A 24848-nucleotide genomic window follows, 5' to 3' on the forward strand; every position below is an offset into this window, starting at 1 on the left:
AGGTTAGTCCCCGTCGCACACGACTCCGGCCGAGTCAGCGGAAACCTCAGGCGCCGATTCGCCATGTGCACAGGCTGACTCGTCGAATGCCTCGAACGTGGTCTCGAACAGCGAGTTCCCGCGCTCACAGACGGCGCGTTTGCCGCCGGGTGCCGCGGTCGCGGCGTTCAGACTCGAGCAGACACGCCACGTACTCAACGGTAGCCTCGCCCAGCAGAGCACGGCTGTGTATATCACACCTCACGATGCGCAGAAACCTGTATGAAAACTGATCTCCGGAAGAACTGCCTTCATACCTGATGTTCGGCGTATTCTCGTTGCACCCCAATGACTTCCGACGTCGTCGCTAGGTCAACCCGCGAGCCGGGTCGTCCCGCGACGAAGGGCGTCGACGGTGGTTTCCGGGGAGGTGTTGAAGCAGAGCCGAATTCGAGGATTCGCCTGGATGAGCGTGTTCACGATGCGCTCGAACAACAGAGTGTGTTCGGGGATGGCGCGTACGGCCGCGCCGATCATCGCGACGTCGAACGACTGCTCGGCCAATAGTTGGCGGACCTCGGCTTCCGCCTCGTCAGGCGACGCGCTGACCCGACATGACGTCGCCTCGAATCCCGCGTCGCGCAACGACCCGTCAACCGCATCGATCCTGGCGAGCAGTGCGGCCTCGTCCAGGCCAGGGAAACGGTTGTAATCCAGGACTTTCGGGTGCAGTCCGATGGTCAGGACATGGCTTCCGGTCATCAGCGGCTCCTTCGCCAGTACGGCCCGGCAGATGTGCGACCATGAATCCGAGACCGATATAGCTTTGCAAGCAAAGGTAATTTGGGGAGAAAGGTATGTCAACCGAGAGCGATCCGTCCCTGGACGAGAGCGTCCGTGCCATGGTGCTGCTGATGCCACGGCTGGTCGGGCGGGCGAAACAGATCCCGGTCCCCGAAGCGCTGCGCACTTTCGACCTCGCGCCACGTCACCTCTCACTGCTGACCTACCTGTTGGTCGACGGGCCGCTCACGGTCAACCAACTCGCCACCCGGCTCGAGGTCGCGCCGACCACCGTGAGCCTGATGGTCGGTGACCTCAGCCGCAAAGGCATCCTGCATCGCACGGAAGATGACAATGACCGGCGACGCACCATCGTCACCATCGCCGAGCAGCACCGACCCGCCGTGCAGGGTTGGCTGGGCGGTGCCGGCATCGGCTGGCGAGCCGCGCTCGGCCCACTCACAGCCGAGCAACGCGAACTCGTGATCGCGACGCTGCGAGCATACGAATCGGCCGTCACCGGGATGTGAAGAACCTGTTGACCAGCCACGTACTGTCGAAGCGGTGATGGGCATCGGCGACTTGGCCCCGATACGAGCAGATCCACCTACATCCGCCCAGGGACAGCTGTAAACGGGACGGTCCCTTGTTGCCGATCCTTGGCCGTTCGGCCGCTGATAACCGGCCCGTCGGGCCGCGCTGCGCCGTCACCGCCACGGCGCTGGTTCTGCTGCGCATCGAACACCATCGGACCACCCGACCACGACGAGGCGCCAATACTCGGAAAGACTCATTGAAGTCCCCAGGGAATAGGGCAAGGACCGAATAACTGCCCTCCACCGGTTGTAACCGGCGACGGTGTGCTGCGGCAGCCTTCGTTCAAGGGAGAAGGGAGCACACATCATGGGCAAAGGCGGTACCCCGATGGATCGCGAATCTGCCGACCGCATCGGTGCGGCGGCCGATCGAGATCCTGAATCGCCAACATCGACAAGCGGGTTCGATGACCGCGCCGACGCGGCGGCCGATCGCAACGAGGCCGACGACGAGTAGCTGAGAGCAGGTGCGGTGGGATCCGCATATGGACCCCACCGCACTTCAGGTTCAGTATTCCGGTGGTCAGATGCTGCTGGAACCGCTGTTCAGCGCCGGTCCCATCCTTATAGTGCCCCGCCGGGGGCACCAACCTGCGACACTGTTTCCGCAGCTCAAACGGGTTTCACTGCGGTCCCATACAACCGGAACCAGGAAAACCCCAGCTCAAACGCAGTCACCGCTGAGCGCCCGTAGGGCACATCGAACATGGAAACGGCGACAACGTGCTGTCTTCTTTTCCGGCGGGGAACCCGGCAACCGGCACCGAAGCTGTCCACCGATCACAGATGCGGTGAAGCACTCGTCACATCGACCGCACTGTCCGAGCCGACCAAGAAGGACAGGAAATCCAAGCGCCGCAGCCCAGCCCAACAAACGCTGCCTACTGCTCATATGCAGCTATCCTTCGCTGCGCCCAATGGGCAACCAGGCACGCCTATCAGCCTGTCTTAGCAAGGCGAGCGTAGGCGAACCGTGGGTAAGCATCGTTTGTATGTGCTCCGCTGCCGCCGCATCACGGCCTTGGCGGCGGGACAGAATGACGCGTGCAACCATATGTAGCTTGGCTTACCGCCCACGCCGCTGGAGGAGGGTTACCGGCGGTTGACCTTTCGCCATTCGGTGCGGTGGCTACGGCCGGACGGGCGCGCCCGGGTCGCCGTGTGTCGCACCGGCGGGCGATACGGTGCGGGCGAACGCCCGGATCAGCGGTGTTTCCGCAGCGGTGCGCCATATCAACGCGAATCGGCATGGCGGAGCGTCGCGGACCGGAATGAAGGCCAGGCTGGGCCAGGGATAGTGGTCCGCAACCTCTTCCACAACCCCGGCAACACATCGGCCCGAGGCAACGGTGTACAGCACCTGCTGCCAGGTGGACATCACCGGTCCGCGGGCTATCGGTCGGCCCGATGGGGTGTGGTAGGGGTTCAGGGCCTGTTCCATGTAGCGGGGAATCGAGCTGCCAGCCACTACGGTGCAGTCACCGAGATCCTCCAGGCAGACCGAAACACGTTGGGCGAAGGGATGATTCGCGTCAACCATGAGCCACACCCGCGAGATGTGCGTGACCGGTCCCACCGTGAGATCTGGTTCGTGTACCGGCAACCACACCAACGCGACATCGACCTCGCCGCACCGCAATGAGTCCAGCGGCGCCGATGGCTGTATCTCGCGATACTGCATCCGGGCCTTCGGGTGGCGGCTCTGGAACAGCTCGATCGCATCGACGAGGCTGGCGCGCCCGAACGGGTACGGCCCCATGCAGCCCAGCGTCAGTGTCCCGGTGGTGCCGCGCACGGCGACGGAGGCCGCTTCGATACCGTCGACGATCTGTCGGTACCCGGCATCGAGCTCGCGATGAAGCTGTTCTCCGACCGGTGTGAGGCGAACCGCTCGTGTGGTCCTGTCGAACAGCGGTCCGCCGATCCGGCGTTCCTGCTTCTTGATCGACTGACTCACCCGGGCGGGCGTGATACGAAGACGCTCGGCGGTACGCCCGAAGTGCAACTCTTTGGCCAAAGTCAGGAATATTTCGATGTCCCGCAGTTCCATACCCGTCTCATTGTGAACCCGTCGCTTAACAATCGGTTGCCGACATTGTCGTTGATACCGCGCCATCCCGCAGGCGATGGTGAACAACGTAGCGTTCCGTACTTGCGAACAGGAGTTGTCATGTCGACCCGGCAGACCATCGACCGGTGCTGCCGGGTTGTCCCACGACCGGCAGCGTGGTGGCCCCGCAACGGAGACAAACGACATTCACATTCCCGCTGAACGCTCCTGATGACCAGTTCTCCACCTAGACAAGGAATTTGAAAAGTGCGCATGCTTACACGCGGAGCCCGGGTGAGCCTCACGGCAGTCGCTGTCCTCACTGGATCGCTGACCTTGGCCGGCCCGGCGAATGCGGCGTCCTCCCCGATCGAGGCCTGCGGCGGAGGTAGCTACCACGAGATCGACCACCACGACATCGATGGCGCGCGCATCGACCTGCTCTACAACGGCAAAACGAACTGTGTTGTGACATGGAAAACGCGGTACGTGGGGAGAAAGACGTTCGTGAGCGCCTTCGTTTCGGTAGGCACCAATCGCGCGAAGAGCGACCCGGGGCAGTTCGAGTTCTATGCAGGCCCCGTCAAACTTGACGCTGCCGGCGAGTGCATCCGATGGGGTGGGGGTGCCGGCCCGGGAATCGGGGCGACCGATGTGTGGTTTTCTCAACCCGGCCACTGCGGCTGAGCCACACTGACATAGACCGGTGAAGCCACGGGTCGTCGGAGGGAATACGACTGTTGCTTCAGGCAGTTCCCAAAGGGTGAGCGTGTGAGAGGCGGATACGACTCCCCATGGCGGGTACCGTAACTCGGTCTTCTGAAACTTCCACAGGTAAGGGAACCGATGTACGCGGATCTGGATCGACTCGCCCACGGCAAGAGCCACACCCATACCGCCGCGGACCATGTGGACCAGGCACGCGCACACCTGCGATCGGTCGAGATCAACACGGGAATGTTCGGACGGACCCGAGCGGCTCCGAATGCCGAGACCGTGGTGTCCCGAACTCACGCGAGGCATGTCCGGGCGCTGGACGATCATCATGGGAGGCTCACCTGGATCGGCGAGCAGACCAACGATGCCACGACCAGTCTGCGGGAGGCGGACATGGCAGGCGGTGCGGCGGTGCGTGCAGGGGATACCACCGACCGGCGAGGGTGAGATGCCGCCGCCGAAGCTGTACGTCCTCTCGGCGTCCAACCTGACGAAATCGGCGGGAGGCGATCCGTGGCATCTGCAGGACCAGCTACTGGCGGGTGATCCGCTTCGTATCAGCACGATGGCCGAGGCGTTCCACAAGACCGGATCTCATGTCGGGCAGGCCAACAGTGCGTTCGACACCGCTCGCCGGCATTTCCGCGATGCGTACACCTCCGATGGAACCGACGTAATCGATGACTCGGCAACGGTGCAGGATGCCTCATCCAGATTGCATGGTTCAGCCGATGCGCTGAGCAAGATCGGCACCAGTCTGGAGCAGATCGCAGCGGCCCTCGCCACCGCGCAGAATACGACACACACTCACATCAATGCCCTCGACAAGGAACTGAAGGCACTCGAATCGGAGTACGACAACGTACCGGCCAATATGCAAACGCGCAGAGCGGCATTTCAGGCCGAGATCTTGCCCGAACTGCAGGACGCTGCTGTCAAGGTAGTGGCCGCGACGTATCGACAATTGAAGGGAACCGTCGACGGTTACGAGAATCTTCTCGACCAGCACATGACCAAGCTGGAATCCGCCGGTTATCTGCCACCGATCGAACTCGACAGCGCTGCCTCGAATACCGATCCGAAAAAGGTGTACGCCTGGTGGACGCAGCTCACGCCCGCCGAGAAGAAGGCGATGATCGACGCGCACGCGGATGTGATCGGCAATCTCAATGGAATCCCCGTCGCCGACCGTGACACCGCGAACAGACAGGTGATGGACGCCGATCTCGGTCTGGTCGAGGGTCTGGCGAAAAGCGAAGGGGTCTCGGTCGACGCGATTCTGAAGGATCCCGTGAAGTACTGCCTCACCCCCGACGCCGTGACGCGCTACCGCAATGCGTCGAACGTGCGAGCCGGTCTGGCAGCCTACGGTCTTCCGAGTCCGCCCAGGTCCGGTCGCTACCCCACCTACCTGTACGCCTACCAGCCACTCGCATTCGGCGGAAAGGGCAGGGCCGCAATCGCTATCGGCAACCCGGACACCGCAGCCAATACCGCGGTGGTCGTACCCGGAGCCAGCCAGAGTGTGCGCGCCAGCGACGGTTCGGACAAGGGCTGGTTCGCGGTGCAGAATGCGCAAGCGAAGAACCTGTACGAAGAATCGAACGCGGCCGACCCGAGCCATCACACCGCCGTCGTGGCTTGGATGGGATATGACGACCCGACGAACGGCATCACCGCTGTCGCGAGTGCCAACCCCAGCGCAGAACGTGCCGGCGGAAACCTCCTGGCCCAGGACGTCAACGGGTTACAAGCCACACACCAGGGCGCCTCACACGTAACTGTGGTGGGATATTCCGCCGGGGCCATCGTGACCTCCGACGCGGCCGCCGCGAGTCACATGCACGCCGACGACGTGGTGCTGCTGGGCCCAGTCAGCACCGATCAAGCCCACAACGCCGCCGACTTCCATCTCGACCGCGGCGGACACGTCTACGTCGGCGAGGCATCCCACGACCTGAACGCCCACGGCGGCCATACCTATCTGGACACCGTGAGCCATGTGACCTCGCAGGGCGGGGAGGCCGATCCCACCTCACCGGATTACGGCGCCGTCCAGATACGAGCCGAAGCGCCCGCGAAGTACGACACACCGATCATCGGCTATACCCCCGAAGACCACCTGCACTACTTCGATGCGGGGAGCGATTCACTGCGGGCCACGAGCGAGATCGTCGCCGCCCAAGTCGACAGTCTCGCCCGTGACCATTTGCTGGCCGGCTCCGAAGGCGGCGAGGACCCGGGGCAGTGACGAAATGGGCCGGCCCGGCAAGCGTCTGCGAAGTGGCCGAATACCTGGCATGCCGTCCCGATGGATTCACCGCGCGCGGCGTCTCACCGGCCTGAGCTCAAACCAGGTTCGTCGCCGCGTGGAGAGAGCGGCTCTTCCGCAGCCACCGATGACAAGCTGCCTTCCGCACGTCGACACCGAACGCCCCCTCCATCGCTGAGGGAACCAACGGCGCCGGGGCGGGACATCGCGTCGGCTTCCCGGAAGGTGTTGCCTGATAGCGCTTTCCGGGCGGTCGGAGGAGATGAGGACAGTGTGTTGACTATCTTCGCCGCCGCGCAATCACAGATCTCACTGTCGGTGTCCCATCACGCCGATGATCCGGGCGCGACCGCGCACCTGGTGTCCGTACGCCCACTGGTCGGTTTCGCGTCCTTACCACGCGCGATTGCTATGAATATGGGCGAGCCCGACAGCCCGGCAGTCGCGGTGAAATTGATGGACCCGGTCCCAACTCTGGATTTGTATGCCGTGTGGCGATCGGGAGAAACGAACCCCGCGGTGGACGCCTTTCTCGATTGCATGGAAACACCCGAATCCGCACAGCTCGATAATCCTCCACCGGCTTCGGCGGCAGCGATTCGATAGATATTCGGCTTCGAGCAGTAGAAACGACGCGGACCTCCGCGACGAGAAGCATCGCCATCAAGTAGGAGTCCTGGTGTCAACCGTGCATCTCCAACCGCCGAATCGCACGCTGCTATTCATCCGTCAGCCAAGGGACTCACCGCCGAGTCCGCAACTGCCGGCGGTGTGCATCCGACTCGAGACCGTGCCTCGTTTCGGCATGACCCATGACGCGTTGAAGTAGCTCAGCAACACAGTACGACCCAGCGACAAAGTCGCCAGGATCCCCCAGCTGTGACAACACCCAGAGCCACGCAGCAGCCGCAGGAACCGGTTGTCGCGGATGTGCTTCACCAGGATTCCGACCAACACGTCCTGATCGAAAGAGCCGTAGCAGTCGGCGATGTCGCCCTCGATGAACCACGTCGTCCCGGTCCAGGTCTTGGCCACCTCCCGCAACGCGGTGTGGCATCCCCGGCGGGCCGGAACCCGTGGGATCGGTCGGAGAACCGCGACTCGTAGTACGCCTCCAACAGCAGGCGCACCACCTCACCGACCACCAGCGCTCAACGCGTTCGCCATCGCATTCGAAGGCCGGATCACCCCGATCTGCTCGTCCTGGTGCAACGGCTCCTGCGAGGGAGTCAACACGAAAACGAAGCTACTCGAAAGCCATATGTTCGGCAGTGCCGGCTTCCGGCTCCTACGACACCGAATCCTGCTGGGGTAGATCAGAATCCGCTACCGCCGAAAGTGTGGCTGCTGCCCGGACCGGCGAGCGAGAGCAGGAACAGTGCCAGCGAAATCACCACCGCGACAGCAAGAATCACGAGCAGCAGGTTCGCGTTCCCATTGGAGGTGTGAGCCGCCAGATGCGTGCGGTAGCGCAGGTGAATCACGAGATGCGCGACCGCCCACACCGCGTACGAGGCCAGTCCGCTGCGCACGGTCAACGGACTCGCGGCCACGGCCGATGCCGCGAGTGGAATGGCCAGCGCCAGATTCATTGCCCCGTAGTCGAGCATGAGATGCGGGTTGTACGGCATGCCGAGATCGACCCAGGGAAGGGAAAAGAACGATTCAGGCACGGCCAGGATCACGACTCCCAGGACGGCGGAGACGCCGGCGAAGAACAGGAGCCCCCCGCGCGCCACCCGGCCCCGCGCGCCCGTCACCGCGCCGCCCGCTCGCGCAGAAACCCCTCGAATGTGACTGTGCCCTGGGGATTGCCGGGTACGAGATTCCACCCCTGCGCGTAGCCGCGCGCAATCCTGCCCGGCAGGCGTGGCGAGAGAATCGGCCGCCACCGATGCACGACCGAGCGGTGGATCTCCGCCAGCTGGCGCATGCTGCGCATCCGCGGACCGCCCAGATCCGGTGCGCGGCCGAGGGGTTTGCGCACGGCCAGCTCCGCCATGTGGTCCGCGACCGTCCCGATATCAATGGGCTGGAATCGGAACCCGTCGGGAGCGAAGGTGACCGGCAGCCACCGCTGCACATCGAATACGGTAGCCAGCAGATCGTGAAACTGGGTCGCACGCAGCGTCGTCCACGGCAGCCCGCTACCCGAGATCACCCCCTCCGCCGCGAGTTTGGCGCGGTAGTAGGGCACCGGGATTCGGTCCACACCGACAATCGAGATATTCACCAGATGTGGCGCGCCCCCGGTACGGCCGATCGCATCGACGAGCCGCCGGGCCGCCACCACATCATCGCGGCCGTAGGTGGTGGCGCAGTGCACGACCACATCCACCCCCTCGACGGCCTCCTCGAGCCCGGCTCCCGTACGCAGATCCCCGACCGTGCGCCCCGTACCGGGCGTGCGGCTCAGCACGCGAATCTCGCGCTCCCCGTTCGTCAATCGTTCGACCACGGCCCGGCCCAGTTTCCCGGTGCCACCGGTGACCAACACTGTGCTCATCCTGACCTCGCTTCCTCGCGGGCGATATGCGTTCACGCGATGTCGCCGAATAGACTCCTGTTCAACAGGTTTCGGCGACATGTTCCTCGCTTGCCGTGCCGGTTCAGGCTCGTGCTTCGGTGAGGAAGCTCAGCAGCCGGCCGTCTACTTCGTGCGGGGACTCGGCGGGCAGTGAATGTGTTGCGGCGGGCCACAATTCGGCACGGCAGTGTGGGATGAGCGTGCGAGCGCGGTCGTAGGCGGGCTGCGGGTGGTGGATGACGCTGCGGCCGGCAACCACGACAAGTGCCGGAATGTCGATCGACCGCAGGTGATCGTCGGTGAGGTACTCCGGAACGGGTGCGGCGATCCGGTAGGTCCGCATCCCGGCGTCGACCACCGCTGCGACCGGGTCGTCGGGTGACACGGCCCGGCCGCCGTTGATCCAAGCCAGAAAGGCCGGTCGACCCCACCGAGAGACCAGCGGGAGCGTGGCCAGGGCGGAGCGAACCAGCAGCTGCGCGGGGAACCTGCCCAGAGTGTGTACCGGGTCCAGCAGACTCAGCGAGGCCAGTCGGCGCGCGTCCCGCACCGCCAGGTTGGCCGCGAGCCAGCCGCCGAAGGAGTGGCCCACCAGATGCACCCGGTCCAAGCTCAGGCCCGCGAGTGTCTCGCTCAGCCAGGCCGCCTGGTCGGCTCCGTCGCGCAGAGGGGCCGCCTGTTCGCTGCAGCCGGCCTCACCCAGCGGCTCGATCGTGTACACCGGATGATGCGTGGCCAGCCCCGCGATGTTCGGCTGCCACATCACAGTGGTGCCGGCCCGGCCGGGAAGCAGCACTATGGGCACGGTGTCGGTGGATCCGAACCGATACACCCGGACCGTGCCGAACTGTGTCGGCACATCGTGCGTCGCGGCGGGCTGCGGCAACGACGCCATGCCCACTCGATAGACCGCGTCGAACTCGGCGCGAGCCTTCGGCGAGACGAACCGGCCCATTCCCATGGTCATCATCTCCTCGTTCACGATTTTTGCAATACGATCGGATGGTAAAGATTCGCGGAAGCGGTTGCAATACGATCGGATTACGAAAGGGGGTGTCGTGCCCAAACGGGTAGACCACGACCAGCGCCGCCGGGAGATCGCGGCCGCCCTGTGCCGGCTGGCCGGCGAGCGCGGCCTCGAGGGGGTCAGCCTCAGCGAGGTGGCCGCGGCGGCGGGCATGTCCAAGGGTTTGGTCCAGCACTATTTCCGAAACAAGGACCTGATGCTCCGCTATGCGACCGGCTATCTACGAGAACGCCTCGAGCAACGGGTCGCCGACCGGACAGCCGCCGCCACATCGCAGCCGCGCGAGTTGCTGCGCGCCGTACTGCTCGCCCTGCTCCCGCTGGATCGGAACGATCGCACCGAATCCCTGGTGGCCACCGCATTCCTGTTCCGCGCGCTACAGGACCCGGCCGTCGCCGAACGATTCCGGGAGGGCCACACCCTGCTGCACACTGCCCTGATCACCTGGATCGAGGCTACCTACCCGCCCGGTCGTGTCGCCCCGGTCCAGGAGGCCGACATGCTGTTGGCGCTGGTCAGCGGGCTCGGCGATGCCGTGCTACTGGGATACCACACGCCCGAGCAGGCCACCGCCATCCTGGACCGCCAACTCGAGCGCCTCGACGCCGCATCGGCAGCGCAACCCGGATGAGCGATCCGTCACGACGACAGATCATCCACGACGCCATCAAGCAGCTCAGAGCACCAGCCAGTCCCGCCCAGCACATTTCCCGACCTCGGACTCGAACCGTTCCTGCGCGGCCCCGAACAAGACCACGACGCCCCGGGCGCCGGACTGACACTGCCCAACAGCAACAGCCCCTGCGAGGGGTCAACACGAAAACGAAGCTACTCGAGAGGCAAATGTAAGCCGTGTCGGCTTCCGGCTCCTACGACACCGAATCCTGCTGGGGTAGATCGGAACCCGCTACCACCGAAAGTGCGACAGAGCCGGATCACTGATGGTTCCGACACTCTGCCGGACCCGGGATATGCTGTATTTCAGTGCGATTGGCGGACCGGCTGTTGGGCAGCCGAAATCGCATGCTGATCGAGCGATGGGTCCTGCAGGATGATGTCGGGATCGCGTACCCCGAGCTGGTTCCTGGCGGCGGTGTAGAACGCCTGTGTAACGTCGGCCACGGGCGCGGTCGGTGTCATGCCGGGGTAGTCCGTGGCGCGTGGGTCCGGCTTGCCTTCGGCAACTGCGCGAACGGCGTAGCAATGGTGGATTATCAGGCGCGCGGATTCTTGTAGTTGCTTGCCGCCGATCAAGCGGAGTTGTTCGAATAGTGCTCGCAGTTCACGATGTTTTTCTTCGATGAGGCTCAGCTGTGCTGCGTTGTCGTCGGTCTCATCGACACGGGTGGCGAGGTGGACGAGTTGCCGTGATGTTCCGGTGAACTGCTTGCACAGTTCGAACAGCGGTACGTCCCAGCGGGTCCGTAGGGCATGCCGTTGTTTGGACGGTTCCAGTAGGTAGGTGGGGATGAATCCGATTGCGGCGCCTGCGATGAGCAGTCCGACGGCGACGATGGGTGAGGCGGTGCTCGTTGACAATATTCGCTCCTATATGACACTGGGGCGCTGTAGCCCCGCTCGGATATCGGCCTGCACAATTCATCGTGATGGCTGGCTCATAGCGAGGATGTCGCCGAGGGTCTGTCGGGGATCTCGGCGATGACGCCGAATCGCTGCCCCGGCGAGAACCGGTGTAGCGTACCGTAACCCCACGGTGCCATACCACTGCTGCCCGAATCCGACGAGTCCGCCGCTCTGCCCGCCGCGCTGGCCACCGGCTTCCTGGTCGGCATCGTGGAATGGACCTGCCGAGGAGCCCTGGCAGCCCACTTGGACAAGGGTCGCGTCGTCAAAGGTCCCCAGACACGGACTGGGGTTATAGCGACACCAACTACATCCTCACCGGAATGCTCATCGAGGCGGCCACCGGCGCGTCCTTGCACGACGAGCTCCGCCGCCACATCATCGAGCCACCCGCCCTCACCTCGACCTCCCCGCCCCACGGCAGCGCCCCCACCATCGAGGGGCCGCACTCCCGCCACTACACGACGCTGTTCGACCCGAGCCCCGACGCCGTGATCCACGACGCGACCGAGCTGGACTTCTCCATGTTCGGCGCGGCGGGCGGCATGCCCTCCACCGCCGGTGACCTGCACCGCTTCTTCGCAGCCCTGCTCGGCGGCCGGCTGCTCCGCCCCGTCGAACAGGCCGAGATGTTCCGAACCGTCCCCACCAGGAATTGGATCGCGCACACCGGCTACGGCCTCGGTATCTCCTCGGTGACCCTGCCCTCCGGCATATCGCTGTGGGGTATGGGCGGCGCGCTGTTCGGTTCGTGGACATACACATACGGCACCCGCGACGGCTGCCACACCCTCGTCGCCAACGTCAACGTCGACTGGACTCACGGCGACTGGACCGATCCGATCGGCGTGTTCACCGATCTTCTCCGGGCCGAATTCGAATGACCCGTGGACGCGCGGCGTATCAGCGTTGCGGGACCATAACCGGGGTGAACGCCCGACGGCTCGTCGGGCATCTTCCTATACGCCAGCGACTCCCGGGCCGACCACGCGATAGGGCCGATTACACGACTGCTCTCAGCGGACGCCGGTCAGCTTGTCGGGATTGAGTATCAGATGGACGGCCTGGATTCGGTTGTCGCCGTTGATGTCCAGGCACAGCACCGCCCAGGTCGAGCCGTCGGTGTAGAGGACCGCGCCCGGGGCACCGTTGATCTCGGTGAGGCGCCGGTCGAGTCCGGCGGGCCAGGCCCACGTGACCCAACACAGGTAACCGGCCACCGTCGCAACCCCAACAACGGCTCCCGCGGCGTCTCGGAAGTACCGCCGGCATCGGCGCGGAAGACCGCGCCCGCCTCCTGGCACCGCTTCACCGGGTAGCTACTCCCGCGAAATGATGCTTCCACGACCATAAGTCGGTAGTTGTAGTGGATGTTCCAGATTTACAGTGCCTGCTGGCGTTGCAGATCCGAGATCCATTCGTGGGCGTAGAGGAATTCCTTAGCCAGGATCCTGATATAGCGTTCGACTTTCCCGTTGTGGCGGGGTGTATAGGGCGTAATCCGCTGGTGTCGGGCACCGAGTAGGACTTTCGCGAAATCTTTTGCCCGGTAACAAGACCCGTTGTCCGTGACGATCCTTTCGATCCGGTCGATGCCGTGTGCGGCGAAGAACGCCCGCGCTCGGAACACGAAACCAATTGCGGTGGAGGCTTTCTCGTCGGGCAGCGCTTCGGTGTAGGCCAATCGTGAGTAGCCGTCGACCGCGGTGTGCAAGAACACGCATCCAGAGCGGGTGCTGCGGGTCTTGGTGTGGGCGACGGCCTTGGCGTGATCGGACCCTCTGCCGTGGGTTCGCCAACCGCCGCCGTCGGGGATGCGACCCACTTTCTTGATGTCCACGTGAACCATGTGCCCGGGTCGGCGAGCGATGATCCGGCGCGGGGCTCGGTTGGTTTCACCGCCGGGGTCGAGGAATCGGCGCCGGTTCAGGCCGAGCCGGGCCAAGTGCCGGCTCACGGTTCGCACCGATACCGACAGGCCCTCGGCGGCCAGTTCGGCGGTGATGCGTTGTGCCGACCATTTGCGGTCGCGCCGCAGCTGCTCGATCCGTAGGAGGACTTCCGCGGTGGTCGCGGTGGGCTGGCGACGCGGCGCCGAGGACCGGTCGAGTATGTCGAGTTCCCCGTACCGGCGAAATCGGTTGACCCACTTGCTCGCGCACTGGCGCGAGATCCCCATGTCGGCAGCGACGTGAGCGATCGGGCGATCCCGGCACCGCTGGACCAGTCGTCGCCGACCTTCCACCGACAACGGAGCGTTAGCGTGCATCGGCGCGCACCTGCTCGACCGGGCTTGTTCCGCGCCGACGCTGGCCGATCACCGCGACACCCACCGCCGCGGTGGTGAAGGCGGCGCTGCACCACAGTGCCGTGGTCGGGTGATCGGTGCGGTCGACGAGCAGACCGGCGTTGACCAGGACCCCGGCCGCAACGGCGCAGAACCAGCCGGTGCCACAGTACCGACCATTCGCACCGCATCGAGGGTGCTTGCTCGTCCGGCGCATCACCCTCGCGCACGTCGCGACAGAGCATCACCCACACCGGCACAAGCGCTGCTGCACTGATGACGCGACGGCCCAGAACGCCGAACGCCAGCTCCAGAGTTGTCCCAGTAGCGTGCCTGCCGGGACACCGGCGATGCAGGCCACCGTCACCCCGGACACCACCACCGAGGTCGCGCGGCCGATCTTCGCCGGGCCGACCATTCTTGGCAATGCGGCCAGCGCGACCGCCAGGAAACCGGCATTGGCGACCGCCGCGACACCGCGTGTCCCTAGCCTAGGTACCGCATACTCGGTTGTGGCGGCCCCGACGACATGAGCGGGCAGAACACCGCCAGGAACGCTGTGACCGAGTACCTGACGGGCAGCCGGCCCGCCGCCATCGCCATGACCGGCGCGCCCAGCGCCATGCCAGCCGCGAACAGCGAGGTCGATAAGCCGGCAGTGCCGAGCGAACCGCCGACATCAACCGCGATCCGTTCCAACAGTCCCGAGACCATGAATTCGGATGTGCCCTGCGCGAAAACCGCAACAGCCAGCATGAACACCACAATGGGCATGAGAAAGTACTCCCCGGATACAGGGCACCGCAGCCATACTCACGGCACCCGGGATGAGTTGCAGAATCGGGCGAACCATCACCCGACAGCAAGGAACCGGCATCATCCGGCGCTGCGAGATACCCACACCGCACCGATCGCTCAGTGACCGGCGGGGAAGCACACTCACAACGCCGCCCGGCCCACAGGCCGAGCGGCTACCGTCTGGACGCCTCCGGAGAACTCACCCCGCCACCCTGACAACCCACCGGCATCAAACCGAAGCAACGACTACAACGTCATGGCCCGCAACACCTAGGCCTTCAAGAATCTTTCCGAATTCAGCGGAGATATTGTCAAATTCCCGCCAGCGGCGCTCACTGCACGGTCGAGCGCTGCTGACACTGCCCGCAAACCATTAGAAACCCCCATCAGCCGCGACGGTTATGAATGTCGCTACTCGCGATTCTTGTCCGTCCGCAAGTGCTCGGCGTCACCCAACCGACGTATCCGCCGATCAGCGGTCCGATAGTTCGTGGACATGGATATTCGTTGAAACACTTTCATCAGTGATGTCGCTGAAACCGGCTGCCATGTTAGCGTGAGAGACCAGTCGGCGGGACAACCTTCCGGCTGCCCACAATCTTCCAGGAATTCTTCAGCGGCCATGCGGTAGATCGGATCTCACTCGCGTTCAGGAGGAGTCGATGAATGCTCGTGCACTATTCGCAGAATTTCTAGGCACCGCAGCCTTGGTCTTCATCGGAGTCGCCGCGGCCACGCTGTCGTTCGGCTTCGAGATCACCGGCGCCAGCAAGTCCGCCGGAGTCGTCGTCACAGCATTGGCTTTCGGTCTGGTATTGGTGATACTCGCTTACGGCATCGGGCCGATTTCCGGTGCGCACGTCAATCCCGCCGTCACCATCGGCTTCCTCGCTTCAAGGCGTATCTCGATCGTGCAAGCGATCGGATATTGGGTCGCTCAGTTCGCCGGTGGTATCGCAGGTGCCGCTGTCCTGCGCGGAATATTGAGCGGCGCGAGGGGGTACTCGACGTCCGATCAGGGTCTCGGCGCTAATGGTTTCGACGATGTCTCGATGACGCACCTCGGTACCGGCGGCGCATTCGTTGCCGAAGTCGTGCTGACGTTCATCTTCGTCTCGGTGGTGCTCGCCGTGACGTCGAAGACTGCTACCACGGTCGCTTCCAGTCTGGCGATCGGCCTCGCGCTGGGTACCGTGAACCTGGTCGGAATCCCACTTACGGGGACATCGGTAAATCCTGCACGGAGCCTCGGGCCGGCTCTCTTCGTCGGCGGTGATGCACTGAGCCAGCTCTGGTTGTTCATCGTTGCGCCGCTCCTCGGCGGGATTGTGGCAGCCGTCATCATGCTCTACCTGTACCCACGCAAGACCGACCCGGCGGCACAACAACCTGCAGGTTGAGCAAAACGCGGCGTGTTCCGTACCCAGAGGCCAACACCGCATCGAACGCCCGACAATCGCAGGTCCTTCCCCACATGGCGCGCGGTTGGGCCCCGGCATCGGGCGTGTCCAGCAGATGAGGTTCGGCATCGAGATTTCCGACCGCTACACGCCCACGCGGCGCACGGAACTACTGCTCGCTGGCGTCGATTCCACCGACCGCACCGCCTGGACCCGCGTCTCCGCGGCAGAGGCAGAAGCTGCGCAGCGGTGGAGCCACGCTGGATGAGCAGTGCCATGAACGGTGCGCGACGACTCGTCCTGATCACCGAGCCCTGTGTGCGCCGGAACCTACTGGTCGAAGGCGGTCTCGATGACTGAGGCTTGTTCGGCGGTGCCGGCGCGGATAAGTAGGGGTTTCAGACTGGCAGGGGCTCGTAAACAACTGTCGTGAGGAGGTGTCCGACCTGCCGGTTTCCGGGTGCGGGGGCCGGTGCGTAGCGGCGCTTGGGCGGCGGCACGGGTCGTGGTGTGGTGGTGGTAACCGAGGGCGTCAGCAACGACCGGGGTCGGCAGTTCGAGGACGTGCCGGCGCAGTGCGCCGACTCGGCTCAGCCGGGCAGGAACGCCGAGGTCGTTGATCAGGTCGCGCAGGGTGCGGATGCGGAAGTCCGAGGACACGCAGGTGTATATCAAGGTCGTGGACGCGTGCTCGTGACCGACTTGTTCCTGCATTATCTCGAGCCGCTGCTCTTCTCGGTTCTCTGACCAGCAGCGCTGCGAGCCGGACATATCGCTCACGAATGGTTGAGCGGCAGCTAGATACCTGCCGATTTTTGCTGTACCGGCGACTGGACCCGTTGTTTGCACGACGGCGCCGACTGTGGCCGTGGAGATTACCCGGGTGGGTCGGGGGCGTGCCCGCGGACAACCGGGCGCTGTGTGTCCGCGGGCACACAGCGAGGTAATGGGCCCCGACGCCTCGTAGACGTGCACCGCCTGCGAAACGTGAGATAGACGGCAGCACATCCGTCTCGGGCGCGGCGATCATCGTGCACCGGGCTGATGACGGAGCAGGCCGTCGGTGACGGTCCACACCGATCCGTCGGAATCGACACCGGTCAGCCCTTCCAGATATGCCGTCCCAACCAGTGCCATGGCAGCGGGATCGGCGATCTCCGCGGTGACGATCGTGGTGCTGGCCGACCACGGTGTCGACCACAGCAGCCGCCGGGTCATCTGGGCCCACCCCAGCCGCGGCCCGGTCATGACCCACAAATCCGGTGCAGTGGCGGTGAACCGGCGCGCCTGCCGCAGCCACGACGCCGCGTTCTCGGGCCACGTGACGTGGCCGGCGATCCGGCCGCCGCCGCGCTCCCACTCGGCCGCGACCGCAGCCATGCTCGCGATCGCGGCCGGGGCGCGGCCCGACCCCAAAGTCAGGATGCGGGCGTCCCGCGCACGGGCCACCGCGATGATCGCACCGACCTCGGCATCGGTGGCAGCGCGAACGTCGTCGTCAGCGTGGAATATGTTGTGCAGGAGCGGGGTTCCGGGCAACGCGGTCATTGGATGGCTTCTTTCCAGGTGCGGTAGCGGTCGGGGCAGCACACCGCGCAAGGGCGGTAGCCGGCGGCGACCGCGGCGGCTTCGTCGGCGAAGAACACCCGGTACTTCACATACCCGCCGGCCGCGATCGCGCGCAGCGCCGACCGGCAGTCCAGGCGCCCGTAGATCTTGCTGCGCCGGTGCCCGCCCCACTGCCCGGCGGTCGCGGACCGGTACGGACGCCCGTCGGCGCCGAGCAGCAGGTAGGTGCGGGCCACCGGGTCAGGCGGCATCGTGGAACACCAGCGCGAGGGTGCGGCGGTGGCCGGACCGGACCGTGGACACGCCGTGGCGGACCGGGGCTGCCGACCAGCCGCGGGCGGTCCGCACCGGCCGGTCGCGGGTGGTGAACACGAACCCGTCGGCTTGGTCGAGTTGGGTTGCGGTGCCGCGTGATTGGGCTCGAGCGCGTTGCTCGACGAGCAGGAACTCCCCACCGGTGTGATCAACACCAGGCCGGTCGAGGCCGATCACGACCTGGAGCGGAAATACCAACTCCCCGTACAGGTCTCGATGCAATGCGTTCCAATCACCGGGACCGTAGCGCAGCAGGATCGCCGTCGACTTGGTTTGACCAGCCTGATGGCACAAGGCAAGCCATTCGTCGAGGGTGTCCGGCCACGGTGCGGGCCGCCCCAATCGCGCCCACCAGTCGCGGGCGATGGGCAGCAGCCGCGGGTAGAGCGCCTGCTCGAGCTGTTCGATCGCTTCGGGGTAGGGGGCGGCGAAGTAGCGGTACTCGCCGGAGCCGAACCGGTGCCGGTTCATGTCGACGGTGCTGCGGAACAGCTTCGGGCGGTCGTAGAGGTCCGCGATCGTGGCGGCTTCCTCGGCGGTGAGCAGGCCGGGCAGCGGTGCACCGCCGTATGCGTCGAGGCCGGTGCCGACCGCTGCCCAGTCCACCCGGCCGGCGCGGTCGGACCAACGATCCGAGCGCGCCGTCGTGGTGGCGCTCATGCGGCGGCCTCGAGGTCGAGCAGCAGGTGCTTGGCGTCCGCGCCGCCGACGTAGCCGCCGAGGCTGCCATCGGCGCGCGTCACGCGGTGGCACGGCACGACGACAGGCAACGGGTTGGTCGCGCACGCGGTGCCGACCGCCCGCACCGCGCGCGGGTTGCCGACCAGCTGCGCGACCTGGGCGTAGCTGCGGGTCTGCCCGTAACCGATCTGGGGCAGATGCTTTTGCACGATCTGCCGGAATCCGTGCGACAGTGACAGATCCAGCGGCACGTCGAAGGACCTGCGCCGGTGAGCGAAGTACTCGTCGAGTTCGCGGCGCACCTCGTCGAGGCGGGCCGGTGCGCGCAGGATGCGGGGGCTGACCTTGTCGGCCAGGGTCGCGAGGACCTGGTCGTGGTCCTCACGGGCGTAGGCCACCCGCACCAGGCCCTTGGGTGTGGCGGCCAGCAGCAGCCGGCCGACCGGGGTGTCCATGGTGGTGTAGGCGACGTCGAGCAGGCCGGCCTGTTCAGCCTTGCGTTCCAGCAGTTGGTGCAGCCGAGCCATAGCGGTCTCGTCCACGGGCGCCGACAGGGCGGCGACCAGATCGTCGTCGCGGTGCATCTCGTTCATCGTGTTACTCCTTTCAGTGTCGCGCCCGGGTAGGTTCTGCGCAGATTCTTCACACCGTCGGCGGCGGCGCGCCGCGCCGCGTCGGTGGTGCCGCCGAGGATCTGCGCGATCTCGGCGTAGGACAGACCCGCGACGTAGTGGTAAGCGATGGCCTGGCGCTGCTTGTCCGGCAGGGCCGCGACTGCCGCCCAGACGCCGGTCTCGTCGGCTCCGACGACACCGTGTCCGGAGTGCTCTTCGGGTAGCTCGTCCACCGGCAGCGGGTTACGACCGGCGGCTCGGACCATATCGATCGCTTTGCGGTGGGCGATGGTCACCAGCCACGCCTCCACATTCGCCGATTCGGGCAGGTCCGGGTAGGCGCGCATCGCGGCCAGGAAGGTCTCCGACCAGGCGTCCTCGGCGTCGTGGACGCCGACGACGGCCCGGCAGACCCGCAGCACGGTGGGCCCGTGCTCGGTCACGATCGCCTCGAAGGGTGGTCTCACGGTCAGAACAGCCGCCCCACGCAGACCGCGGCCGGCTCCTCGAGTTCGAGCAGTGCCCGCTTGCGCTTCAGGCCACCGGCGTACCCGGTCAGCGATCCGTTCGCGCCGATCACCCGGTGACACGGGACGAACACGCACAGCGGGTTCGCACCGACCGCTTGGCCGACCCGGTACGCCTGGGACCGGTCGCCCAACCGTTCGGCGATCTGCCCGTAGGTGGTGGTCTCCCCGAACGGGATGTCGCTGACCTGTTCCCACACTTGCTGCTGGAAGTCTTCACCGGCCGGGTTCATCGGCAGTTCGAATCGACGGCGCTGACCGAGCAGGTATTCGAGCAACTGGCCGACGGCCTCGCCCAGGACCGCGTCGTCGACGAACGACACCAGCGGCCCGAACAATTCCTGGGCCGGACGCCGGATGTGATGCCGGAAATAAACTCCGGTCACCGCCTCGCCGGTTGCCACGATCGTGACCGGGCCGAGCGCCGCGGTGTCGATCACTGTGTGCCGAGTACTCATCTGCTTCCCCTTTTCCTCTCGTCTCACCAGGCAGACGCGCACCAGGCACCGAACGTGAGATCCCGAACCCGATTCGATCCAAGCCCGCCACACGCGAGGCGGTCGGCCCTGCTGGGACAGGTCAAACGGTTGCCCTGGTACGAACCCCCAGGAAACACAAAACATGGGCAACCCGGCCGATAACTCACCCGATTCAGAACCCGTCAACTCCCGAGCAACCCGCCTGCCATTTCAACAGCGCGGCAAGCGCTTTCGCGTGCGCAGCAGCGATATACCCCCTCCACACCACCGACATACCGAACCTCGAAAGACACGCTCAACTCATCACACACCACACCCACATCCCAACCCACAGACGCCCCGAGCCGACCACCGCCCGATCCGGCCAGCGCGTCGTCGCCACCGCAGACTCGTCGCCCAGCAGGCCCCGACTTACCCGGCCGTCCGAGCCGGGTACCACCGAGCCGACAGGATCGGCCTCGATACCCGCCGCCCGCTCCTCAACAGTCGCGATCTGGGCGGTCATGCGTTGACGTGGGCCGCTGCGGAACGACACGTCGACCTTGGGCCGGTTCGAGAATCTCGCGTGCCGAAAGTTATCGCGTGGTACGCCGCCTATCAGCGGCGCACCACCCGCGAAATTCCGCTGGTGCTGCTGACCTGGAGGGACTGAACAGATCCAACGCAGACTGACCGCGGGCCCTCACCCACGAACCCGCCGCGGCGGGCGACACCCCGGCATTGGCAGGACAACCGCACATCGGCGATACCGGACGTGCTGCGCCGCAACCGGTCCCATTGCGCAGACGCCCGCTCCGCGGCATGTGCGGATGCTTTGGATGACTGCAGTCAGCCTCGGGAGGAGCAGTCGGGACGATGTTCGGGGTCCGGCTGATCCCTACTGATATCGCAAGGTCAGAGCAGTGTGGACGACCTGGCTTGCCGCGTGCGAGCTGAGCCTGGAAGAGATTTGGCGTCGTCGGCAGCACATCATCGAGAAACGCATTCACCATCGGTGCCAGTACCGCTGACTGGCCCAAGATGCCGATATGCGACGTCGCCGGCAGGATGACCAAGCGCGCGGCCGGAACTCTCTGCAGTGCCCCTGACGCTGCCGCTTCCTCGTCGCCGCCACCGCGCAGTGTGAACATCGCCAGCGCGCGCTCGGGCTTCACGGCATCCGTATCACCGGCGATGATCATCGTTTTCGCGGAGATCGAACGCATCTGCGCGTCGGTGACGTTCTGGTCGTTGATCGCCAAGACCTTCATCTTCCGTTCTGCGCGTCTTCGGTGGCGAGTTCCGGCGGTGCTTGCAGGTCGTGGGCGCGGAACAGGACGGCGTGCTCGACGCCCATGGCCTTGCCGCTCATCGAGGTGAAATGCGGGATGAAGTCCTCGGGGGCCGGGTGGTCCGGGAGCGCGGCCAGGTACGCGGCGTGCGCCTCCAGCGAGGCGACGCCGCGGCGCAGCGGCTCCCCGGTGACCTCGACGCCGTGTGTCGCGGAGCCGGCGAGTCCGGGGACGATGTACCAGCGCACGGAGTGCTGTTCGAGGTCCTCATCATCGATCTGCTCCGGGAATACCCACCGGTTGCCCGCGTCGCGCACCGCGTCGAGGGTCGCGAGCCCGGCCGCGCGGTGGTCGGCCTGGTCGAAGCCGTGGGGCGTCTCGATGTCGTACCCGCCGCCGAGTACAACGTCGGGCTTGAACCGGCGGATTTCCCGGCAGATGTCCCGGCGCAGGTCGAGGCCATAGACGAGCACGCCGTCGGGATGTTCGAGGACGGTCAGGTGCTCGACGCCGACGACGGCGCAGGCGGCCCGCTGCTCGGCGACGCGCAGACGTGCCGTCTCCTCGGGAGGGTTCGGCATGCCGGCCTCGCCGCGGGTGAGCAGCAGATAACCGACCTCGATACCGCGCGCGGTCCAGCGCGCGACGGCCGCGGACGTGCCGTACTCCATGTCGTCAGGATGCGCGACGACGCAGAGCACACGCCGGAAGAACTCCTCGGGCAGGGCAGGCAATGTCATGTCGGCCATCCTTGCGCGGCCGGGGCCCGCCGTCCGGCGTTTCGGACGTGCCGACGAACCTCGGCCGGCCGACAGCGAGCCGGGCGGCGTGTCCCTCCGCGGCCGCGTCGGTCGCCGACTTGCGCAGGTGATTCGAACACCCAGGCTCCGACCGGCCTGATTTCCGGGTGTATCCATTGCATCTGCCATTCGGCACATGCGTGCGGTTGCCTGCCGAGATGATCACGGCCAGTTGACTTTCCGGCAATCGGTTGCGTTCCACCCGAACCACGCGACCAGCGGCATTTCAGTGCGTTCGGCGTCGGGGCCATGGAGGCGGGGAGGGCGTGACATATGATCTGATCATTGCGCAGGAGGGAGCCCGATGGAGAGCCCGATCGAGGTGGTGCGCAGGTTCTGCGCTGCGTGGTCCGACGATGCCGGAGTCAGCGAGCTCGCCGCATTCCTCACAGATGACGCCGTTTACCATAACATCCCGATGGCACCGGTCATCGGCAGGGAAGCGATCGCCGACAACATCGCCTCGTTCATTCGCCCTGGCCCGCCAGGCATCATGGGCATCGACTTCCGCATCATGAACATCGCAGCCAACGGTCCGGTCGTGATGACCGAGCGGGTGGACGTCTTCACAATCCCCGACAGGTCCTTCGAGCTCCAGGTCATGGGGACCTTCGAGGTCAGGGACGGCAGGATCAGCGCCTGGCGGGACTATTTCGACCTGAACCAGTTCACCACCCGGATGGGATGACTCCGGTTGGTTGCCCGAACTCCGTTGGATGTTCGGCGATTACTACCGAGACCCCGAGCTATCACGTGTAGCAAAGGATTGCGACGGACAAACGTCCCGTATTCGGCATGTCAGTGCGCGCACGTGGCTGAGATGCCCCAGCTGAACCAGGTTCGGCGAATCGGACCGGAAACACCGTTGGATCCACCGTCCCGCACCCAGGGACGCGCCCATTCGCCGGGGAGTGAACGACATTCCGCCGGTGTCGGAGCCCAGCCACGACACCACCGGACCGCGCAACCTGCAGGCCCCCACCGGCGATCCGGCTTCCCACGAACGGTGAGCCAGTCGCACGCGGACAGACATACGATGCGCATCGTTCACACAGTGCGCCACGAGATCGATGCCCGTCGGCTATCTGCAGTCGATCGAGGGAGCCGCCATGACCAGATACGCGCATTTCGTCGGTAGCCTGCCCGAGGCGCTGATGACCAGCGATCGAGAAGTCCTGGAGTGGTTCGCCGACCACAGTGACGGCTGGCCGTTGACCGCGGTGCCGCGCGACCTCGATGCGGGCTGGGTCGTCGCCTATCTGCGTTCTCTCGAAGAACGCAATGCCTTCGATGTCGTCCGCGCGGGCGACTATGCCGACTACAGCGATATGCGCAGCTACGGTGTACGGCCCGGCCACGTCCTGGAACCACGCGATGTGGCGATGGGGCGCGTCGAGCGCATCGGTGCGATCGTCTCGGAATTCGAATCGCTGCAGCGCAGCCGCCCGGAGTTGGCGGACAAGCGAGTTCAGATCAGCCAGCCGAATCCATTGGATCTGGCACTTTACGTTTTCGCCGGCGCAGCGGTCTCGCTCGGCCTACCCGTGGCGCCCGCGGTCCGCAACCTCGATGTGGTCGTTACCGCTCTTCGGCATTTGCCGGTATTCACAGCCGCGATACTGCAGGAGATGTCCGAGGTGACCGCTCGGTACGGGGATCGCGTTGTGTGGCAGGTGGAATCACCGATCGCCACCCTCGGCATGATCAAGGCCGAGCAACTGCGGACCCAGTGGCCATTGGGGCCGCTGCTGGCGCGCCAGCTCGGCGGATTTCTCGTCCGTACCCACGAGATCGGCGCGGCGACGACCCTGCACCTGTGCTACGGCGACCACGAGCACAGGAACCTGCTGACTCCCGGCAGTTTACGGCCGGTTGTGAACCTGCTCGGCCATCTATCTCAGCTACTGTGCAAGCGCGGAGTGCCACTGCCGGTCGTGCATGTTCCCTGCGCCTACGGTGCCGATCCGGCGCCGTTGGACCCGGCGTTCTACCGCCCGCTGCGACGACTGGATCCCGGCTGGCAACTGATCGCTGGTGTCGTCTGTCCCGACGATGTCGACGACAGCATCCGCGCGCTGACACTGTTCGAACACGCCTCGGGCCGTACCGCGTACGGGGTAGCCACCGCGTGCGGGCTCGGCCGGCGAACCGTCGACGGCGCTCGGTCCGCGGCCACAGCGACCATTACCACCGCACGCGCCGACATCGATGCATTCGCCTGACCACGTGAACCGTCGAGCTTCGCGGGAGATCAGGGACGGTACGGTCGGTTCACAGTCGGCAATCAGAATCCAAACTGGCCAACGACACTCAGCACCGCCTACCCTTGACAATCGCACCAATCGCAGGCTAGTTCGATGCGAGTACACGGAGTTACCGATGTGCTCTCCAAATGCGCCGCCGCAGGTCATCGCCCGAACCGTACCGGGTGACCTGCGGCTATGTGCCATTTATTCGTCAAAAAGTCATCCAGACGTCGTCGTGGGGGGTGTTCGCCTTCCCCACGATCACCGTTCCAGGCGAGACAAGCTACCTAACAGATCCTGCGCGCGCCGCGCTGTGGTCACACCAA

The 24848-nt window shown here is 65.3% G+C and carries 30 protein-coding genes and 2 pseudogenes; 11 read left to right on the forward strand and 21 right to left on the reverse strand.

The window, feature by feature from the left end:
• Positions 1-351 precede the first annotated feature (351 nt).
• On the reverse strand, positions 352-741 hold the full coding sequence (locus ON40_RS35475) for a hypothetical protein (RefSeq protein ID WP_040829682.1): 390 nt from the start codon (positions 739-741) through the stop codon (positions 352-354).
• Positions 742-836: 95 nt separating this feature from the next.
• Between ON40_RS35475 and ON40_RS35480 the strand changes: the two genes are divergently transcribed.
• Positions 837-1292 (forward strand): MarR family winged helix-turn-helix transcriptional regulator, encoded by a 456-nt coding sequence (locus tag ON40_RS35480; protein WP_040829683.1) that lies wholly within the window; start codon positions 837-839, stop codon positions 1290-1292.
• A gap of 1195 nt (positions 1293-2487) precedes the next feature.
• Here the strand turns inward: ON40_RS35480 and ON40_RS35485 are convergent.
• A complete protein-coding gene (locus tag ON40_RS35485; RefSeq protein ID WP_051194072.1) occupies positions 2488-3408 on the reverse strand; it encodes a LysR family transcriptional regulator in 921 nt (306 codons plus the stop codon).
• A gap of 294 nt (positions 3409-3702) precedes the next feature.
• On the opposite strand from ON40_RS35485, the gene ON40_RS35490 reads away from it, so the two are divergent.
• From ON40_RS35490 to ON40_RS35505, 4 genes are all read left to right on the forward strand, one after another.
• Positions 3703-4095 (forward strand): hypothetical protein, encoded by a 393-nt coding sequence (locus ON40_RS35490; protein ID WP_051194073.1) that lies wholly within the window; start codon positions 3703-3705, stop codon positions 4093-4095.
• Positions 4096-4254: 159 nt separating this feature from the next.
• Positions 4255-4572, forward strand: a complete 318-nt coding sequence (locus ON40_RS35495) for a DUF2563 family protein (protein WP_040829684.1) — start codon at positions 4255-4257, stop codon at positions 4570-4572.
• Position 4573: 1 nt separating this feature from the next.
• Positions 4574-6376: a putative alpha/beta hydrolase gene (locus tag ON40_RS35500; RefSeq protein ID WP_051194074.1), complete on the forward strand. Its 1803-nt coding sequence runs from the start codon at positions 4574-4576 to the stop codon at positions 6374-6376.
• Positions 6377-6670: 294 nt separating this feature from the next.
• Positions 6671-7003 (forward strand): type 2 periplasmic-binding domain-containing protein, encoded by a 333-nt coding sequence (locus ON40_RS35505; RefSeq protein WP_063713152.1) that lies wholly within the window; start codon positions 6671-6673, stop codon positions 7001-7003.
• A gap of 123 nt (positions 7004-7126) precedes the next feature.
• Here the strand turns inward: ON40_RS35505 and ON40_RS54055 are convergent, their stop codons facing one another.
• From ON40_RS54055 to ON40_RS35525, 4 genes are all read right to left on the reverse strand, one after another.
• Positions 7127-7432, reverse strand: coding sequence for a hypothetical protein (locus tag ON40_RS54055; protein ID WP_040829686.1), 306 nt, complete (start codon positions 7430-7432; stop codon positions 7127-7129).
• A gap of 281 nt (positions 7433-7713) precedes the next feature.
• Positions 7714-8157, reverse strand: coding sequence for a hypothetical protein (locus ON40_RS35515; protein ID WP_051194075.1), 444 nt, complete (start codon positions 8155-8157; stop codon positions 7714-7716).
• Entirely contained in the window at positions 8154-8903 is a 750-nt protein-coding gene (locus tag ON40_RS35520; RefSeq protein ID WP_040829687.1) for an SDR family oxidoreductase, read from the reverse strand. Before ON40_RS35520 ends, ON40_RS35515 begins: the two co-directional genes overlap by 4 nt.
• A 103-nt stretch (positions 8904-9006) precedes the next feature.
• Positions 9007-9906 carry an alpha/beta fold hydrolase gene (locus ON40_RS35525; protein ID WP_218008916.1) on the reverse strand — a complete coding sequence of 300 codons (900 nt, stop codon included), beginning with the start codon at positions 9904-9906 and terminating at the stop codon, positions 9007-9009.
• A 76-nt stretch (positions 9907-9982) separates the two neighbouring features.
• Between ON40_RS35525 and ON40_RS35530 the strand changes: the two genes are divergently transcribed.
• Positions 9983-10582 carry a TetR/AcrR family transcriptional regulator gene (locus tag ON40_RS35530; RefSeq protein ID WP_040829688.1) on the forward strand — a complete coding sequence of 200 codons (600 nt, stop codon included), beginning with the start codon at positions 9983-9985 and terminating at the stop codon, positions 10580-10582.
• A gap of 350 nt (positions 10583-10932) precedes the next feature.
• On the opposite strand, the gene ON40_RS35535 is transcribed toward ON40_RS35530, so the two are convergent.
• Positions 10933-11490, reverse strand: a complete 558-nt coding sequence (locus ON40_RS35535; protein WP_040829689.1) for a hypothetical protein — start codon at positions 11488-11490, stop codon at positions 10933-10935.
• A 260-nt stretch (positions 11491-11750) separates the two neighbouring features.
• Between ON40_RS35535 and ON40_RS35540 the strand changes: the two genes are divergently transcribed.
• Positions 11751-12419: a serine hydrolase domain-containing protein gene (locus tag ON40_RS35540; protein WP_083896150.1), complete on the forward strand. Its 669-nt coding sequence runs from the start codon at positions 11751-11753 to the stop codon at positions 12417-12419.
• Positions 12420-12551: 132 nt separating this feature from the next.
• Here the strand turns inward: ON40_RS35540 and ON40_RS35545 are convergent, their stop codons facing one another.
• The 4 genes and pseudogenes from ON40_RS35545 to ON40_RS56295 all read right to left on the reverse strand — a co-directional run bounded on the left by ON40_RS35545 (position 12552) and on the right by ON40_RS56295 (position 14471).
• Entirely contained in the window at positions 12552-12755 is a 204-nt protein-coding gene (locus ON40_RS35545) for a hypothetical protein (protein ID WP_040829690.1), read from the reverse strand.
• A 164-nt stretch (positions 12756-12919) separates the two neighbouring features.
• A pseudogene (locus ON40_RS35550) lies at positions 12920-13804 on the reverse strand (IS481 family transposase); the annotation flags it as partial.
• Positions 13794-14042, reverse strand: coding sequence for a hypothetical protein (locus ON40_RS35555; RefSeq protein ID WP_040829691.1), 249 nt, complete (start codon positions 14040-14042; stop codon positions 13794-13796). The pseudogene ON40_RS35550 and the gene ON40_RS35555, both read right to left, overlap by 11 nt.
• Positions 14043-14066: 24 nt before the next feature.
• Positions 14067-14471 (reverse strand): MFS transporter, encoded by a 405-nt coding sequence (locus ON40_RS56295; RefSeq protein ID WP_373282029.1) that lies wholly within the window; start codon positions 14469-14471, stop codon positions 14067-14069.
• Between ON40_RS56295 and ON40_RS52600 the strand changes: the two genes are divergently transcribed.
• Together ON40_RS52600 and ON40_RS35565 are read left to right on the forward strand one after the other, a co-directional pair.
• The gene (locus ON40_RS52600; protein ID WP_157186630.1) at positions 14382-14744 is read left to right on the forward strand and encodes a hypothetical protein; all 363 of its coding nucleotides are present in this window, start codon (positions 14382-14384) and stop codon (positions 14742-14744) included. The two genes, ON40_RS56295 and ON40_RS52600, sit on opposite strands and share 90 nt — an antisense overlap.
• Positions 14745-15282: 538 nt before the next feature.
• Complete coding sequence (locus ON40_RS35565; RefSeq protein ID WP_040829693.1) at positions 15283-16020, forward strand: aquaporin; 738 nt, start codon at positions 15283-15285, stop codon at positions 16018-16020.
• A gap of 627 nt (positions 16021-16647) precedes the next feature.
• Here ON40_RS35565 and ON40_RS56550 read toward each other — a convergent pair.
• The 10 genes and pseudogenes from ON40_RS56550 to ON40_RS35615 form a co-directional block, all read right to left on the reverse strand.
• Positions 16648-16731 (reverse strand): annotated as a pseudogene (locus ON40_RS56550) (tyrosine-type recombinase/integrase); the annotation flags it as partial.
• Between the two features lie 315 nt (positions 16732-17046).
• A complete protein-coding gene (locus ON40_RS35580; RefSeq protein WP_040829697.1) occupies positions 17047-17568 on the reverse strand; it encodes a type 1 periplasmic-binding domain-containing protein in 522 nt (173 codons plus the stop codon).
• A complete protein-coding gene (locus ON40_RS35585) occupies positions 17565-17840 on the reverse strand; it encodes an Ada metal-binding domain-containing protein (protein ID WP_040829699.1) in 276 nt (91 codons plus the stop codon). Before ON40_RS35585 ends, ON40_RS35580 begins: the two co-directional genes overlap by 4 nt.
• The gene (locus ON40_RS35590; RefSeq protein ID WP_085997858.1) at positions 17830-18564 is read right to left on the reverse strand and encodes a 2OG-Fe(II) oxygenase; all 735 of its coding nucleotides are present in this window, start codon (positions 18562-18564) and stop codon (positions 17830-17832) included. The genes ON40_RS35585 and ON40_RS35590 overlap by 11 nt, the downstream gene beginning before the upstream one ends.
• A complete protein-coding gene (locus ON40_RS35595) occupies positions 18561-19169 on the reverse strand; it encodes a methylated-DNA--[protein]-cysteine S-methyltransferase (RefSeq protein WP_373282030.1) in 609 nt (202 codons plus the stop codon). The genes ON40_RS35590 and ON40_RS35595 overlap by 4 nt, the downstream gene beginning before the upstream one ends.
• Positions 19170-19174: 5 nt before the next feature.
• Complete coding sequence (locus ON40_RS35600) at positions 19175-19666, reverse strand: RNA polymerase sigma factor (protein ID WP_373282028.1); 492 nt, start codon at positions 19664-19666, stop codon at positions 19175-19177.
• A gap of 2 nt (positions 19667-19668) precedes the next feature.
• Positions 19669-20184: a methylated-DNA--[protein]-cysteine S-methyltransferase gene (locus tag ON40_RS35605; RefSeq protein ID WP_040829719.1), complete on the reverse strand. Its 516-nt coding sequence runs from the start codon at positions 20182-20184 to the stop codon at positions 19669-19671.
• A 316-nt stretch (positions 20185-20500) separates the two neighbouring features.
• Positions 20501-20710: a hypothetical protein gene (locus ON40_RS35610; protein WP_040829701.1), complete on the reverse strand. Its 210-nt coding sequence runs from the start codon at positions 20708-20710 to the stop codon at positions 20501-20503.
• 70 nt (positions 20711-20780) lie between these two features.
• On the reverse strand, positions 20781-21455 hold the full coding sequence (locus ON40_RS52610) for an alpha/beta fold hydrolase (RefSeq protein ID WP_169541960.1): 675 nt from the start codon (positions 21453-21455) through the stop codon (positions 20781-20783).
• Positions 21452-22216: a PIG-L deacetylase family protein gene (locus ON40_RS35615; protein WP_174435104.1), complete on the reverse strand. Its 765-nt coding sequence runs from the start codon at positions 22214-22216 to the stop codon at positions 21452-21454. Before ON40_RS35615 ends, ON40_RS52610 begins: the two co-directional genes overlap by 4 nt.
• Positions 22217-22580: 364 nt before the next feature.
• Between ON40_RS35615 and ON40_RS35620 the strand changes: the two genes are divergently transcribed.
• A complete protein-coding gene (locus ON40_RS35620; protein ID WP_040829705.1) occupies positions 22581-22964 on the forward strand; it encodes a limonene-1,2-epoxide hydrolase family protein in 384 nt (127 codons plus the stop codon).
• 421 nt (positions 22965-23385) lie between these two features.
• The gene (locus ON40_RS35625) at positions 23386-24498 is read left to right on the forward strand and encodes a hypothetical protein (RefSeq protein ID WP_157186633.1); all 1113 of its coding nucleotides are present in this window, start codon (positions 23386-23388) and stop codon (positions 24496-24498) included.
• Positions 24499-24848 lie beyond the last annotated feature (350 nt).

The organism is Nocardia jiangxiensis NBRC 101359 (assembly GCF_000308615.1).
GTDB classification, from domain to species: Bacteria; Actinomycetota; Actinomycetes; order Mycobacteriales; family Mycobacteriaceae; genus Nocardia; species Nocardia jiangxiensis.

Excerpts from the sequence above, each read along its gene's own strand:
- ON40_RS35500 (WP_051194074.1), top strand. The coding sequence starts at position 4,574 with ATGCCGCCGCCGAAGCTGTACGTCCTCTCGGCGTCCAACCTGACGAAA.
- ON40_RS52610 (WP_169541960.1), bottom strand. The coding sequence starts at position 21,455 with ATGAAGGTCTTGGCGATCAACGACCAGAACGTCACCGACGCGCAGATG.
- ON40_RS35520 (WP_040829687.1), bottom strand. The coding sequence starts at position 8,903 with ATGAGCACAGTGTTGGTCACCGGTGGCACCGGGAAACTGGGCCGGGCC.
- ON40_RS35590 (WP_085997858.1), bottom strand. The coding sequence starts at position 18,564 with ATGAGCGCCACCACGACGGCGCGCTCGGATCGTTGGTCCGACCGCGCC.
- ON40_RS35620 (WP_040829705.1), top strand. The coding sequence starts at position 22,581 with ATGGAGAGCCCGATCGAGGTGGTGCGCAGGTTCTGCGCTGCGTGGTCC.
- ON40_RS35485 (WP_051194072.1), bottom strand. The coding sequence starts at position 3,408 with ATGGAACTGCGGGACATCGAAATATTCCTGACTTTGGCCAAAGAGTTG.
- ON40_RS35495 (WP_040829684.1), top strand. The coding sequence starts at position 4,255 with ATGTACGCGGATCTGGATCGACTCGCCCACGGCAAGAGCCACACCCAT.
- ON40_RS35540 (WP_083896150.1), top strand. The coding sequence starts at position 11,751 with ATGGACCTGCCGAGGAGCCCTGGCAGCCCACTTGGACAAGGGTCGCGT.
- ON40_RS35580 (WP_040829697.1), bottom strand. The coding sequence starts at position 17,568 with ATGACCGCGTTGCCCGGAACCCCGCTCCTGCACAACATATTCCACGCT.
- ON40_RS35595 (WP_373282030.1), bottom strand. The coding sequence starts at position 19,169 with ATGCACCGCGACGACGATCTGGTCGCCGCCCTGTCGGCGCCCGTGGAC.
- ON40_RS35625 (WP_157186633.1), top strand. The coding sequence starts at position 23,386 with ATGACCAGATACGCGCATTTCGTCGGTAGCCTGCCCGAGGCGCTGATG.
- ON40_RS35565 (WP_040829693.1), top strand. The coding sequence starts at position 15,283 with ATGAATGCTCGTGCACTATTCGCAGAATTTCTAGGCACCGCAGCCTTG.
- ON40_RS35475 (WP_040829682.1), bottom strand. The coding sequence starts at position 741 with ATGACCGGAAGCCATGTCCTGACCATCGGACTGCACCCGAAAGTCCTG.
- ON40_RS35615 (WP_174435104.1), bottom strand. The coding sequence starts at position 22,216 with ATGACATTGCCTGCCCTGCCCGAGGAGTTCTTCCGGCGTGTGCTCTGC.
- ON40_RS35585 (WP_040829699.1), bottom strand. The coding sequence starts at position 17,840 with ATGCCGCCTGACCCGGTGGCCCGCACCTACCTGCTGCTCGGCGCCGAC.
- ON40_RS35605 (WP_040829719.1), bottom strand. The coding sequence starts at position 20,184 with ATGAGTACTCGGCACACAGTGATCGACACCGCGGCGCTCGGCCCGGTC.
- ON40_RS35610 (WP_040829701.1), bottom strand. The coding sequence starts at position 20,710 with ATGACCGCCCAGATCGCGACTGTTGAGGAGCGGGCGGCGGGTATCGAG.
- ON40_RS35480 (WP_040829683.1), top strand. The coding sequence starts at position 837 with ATGTCAACCGAGAGCGATCCGTCCCTGGACGAGAGCGTCCGTGCCATG.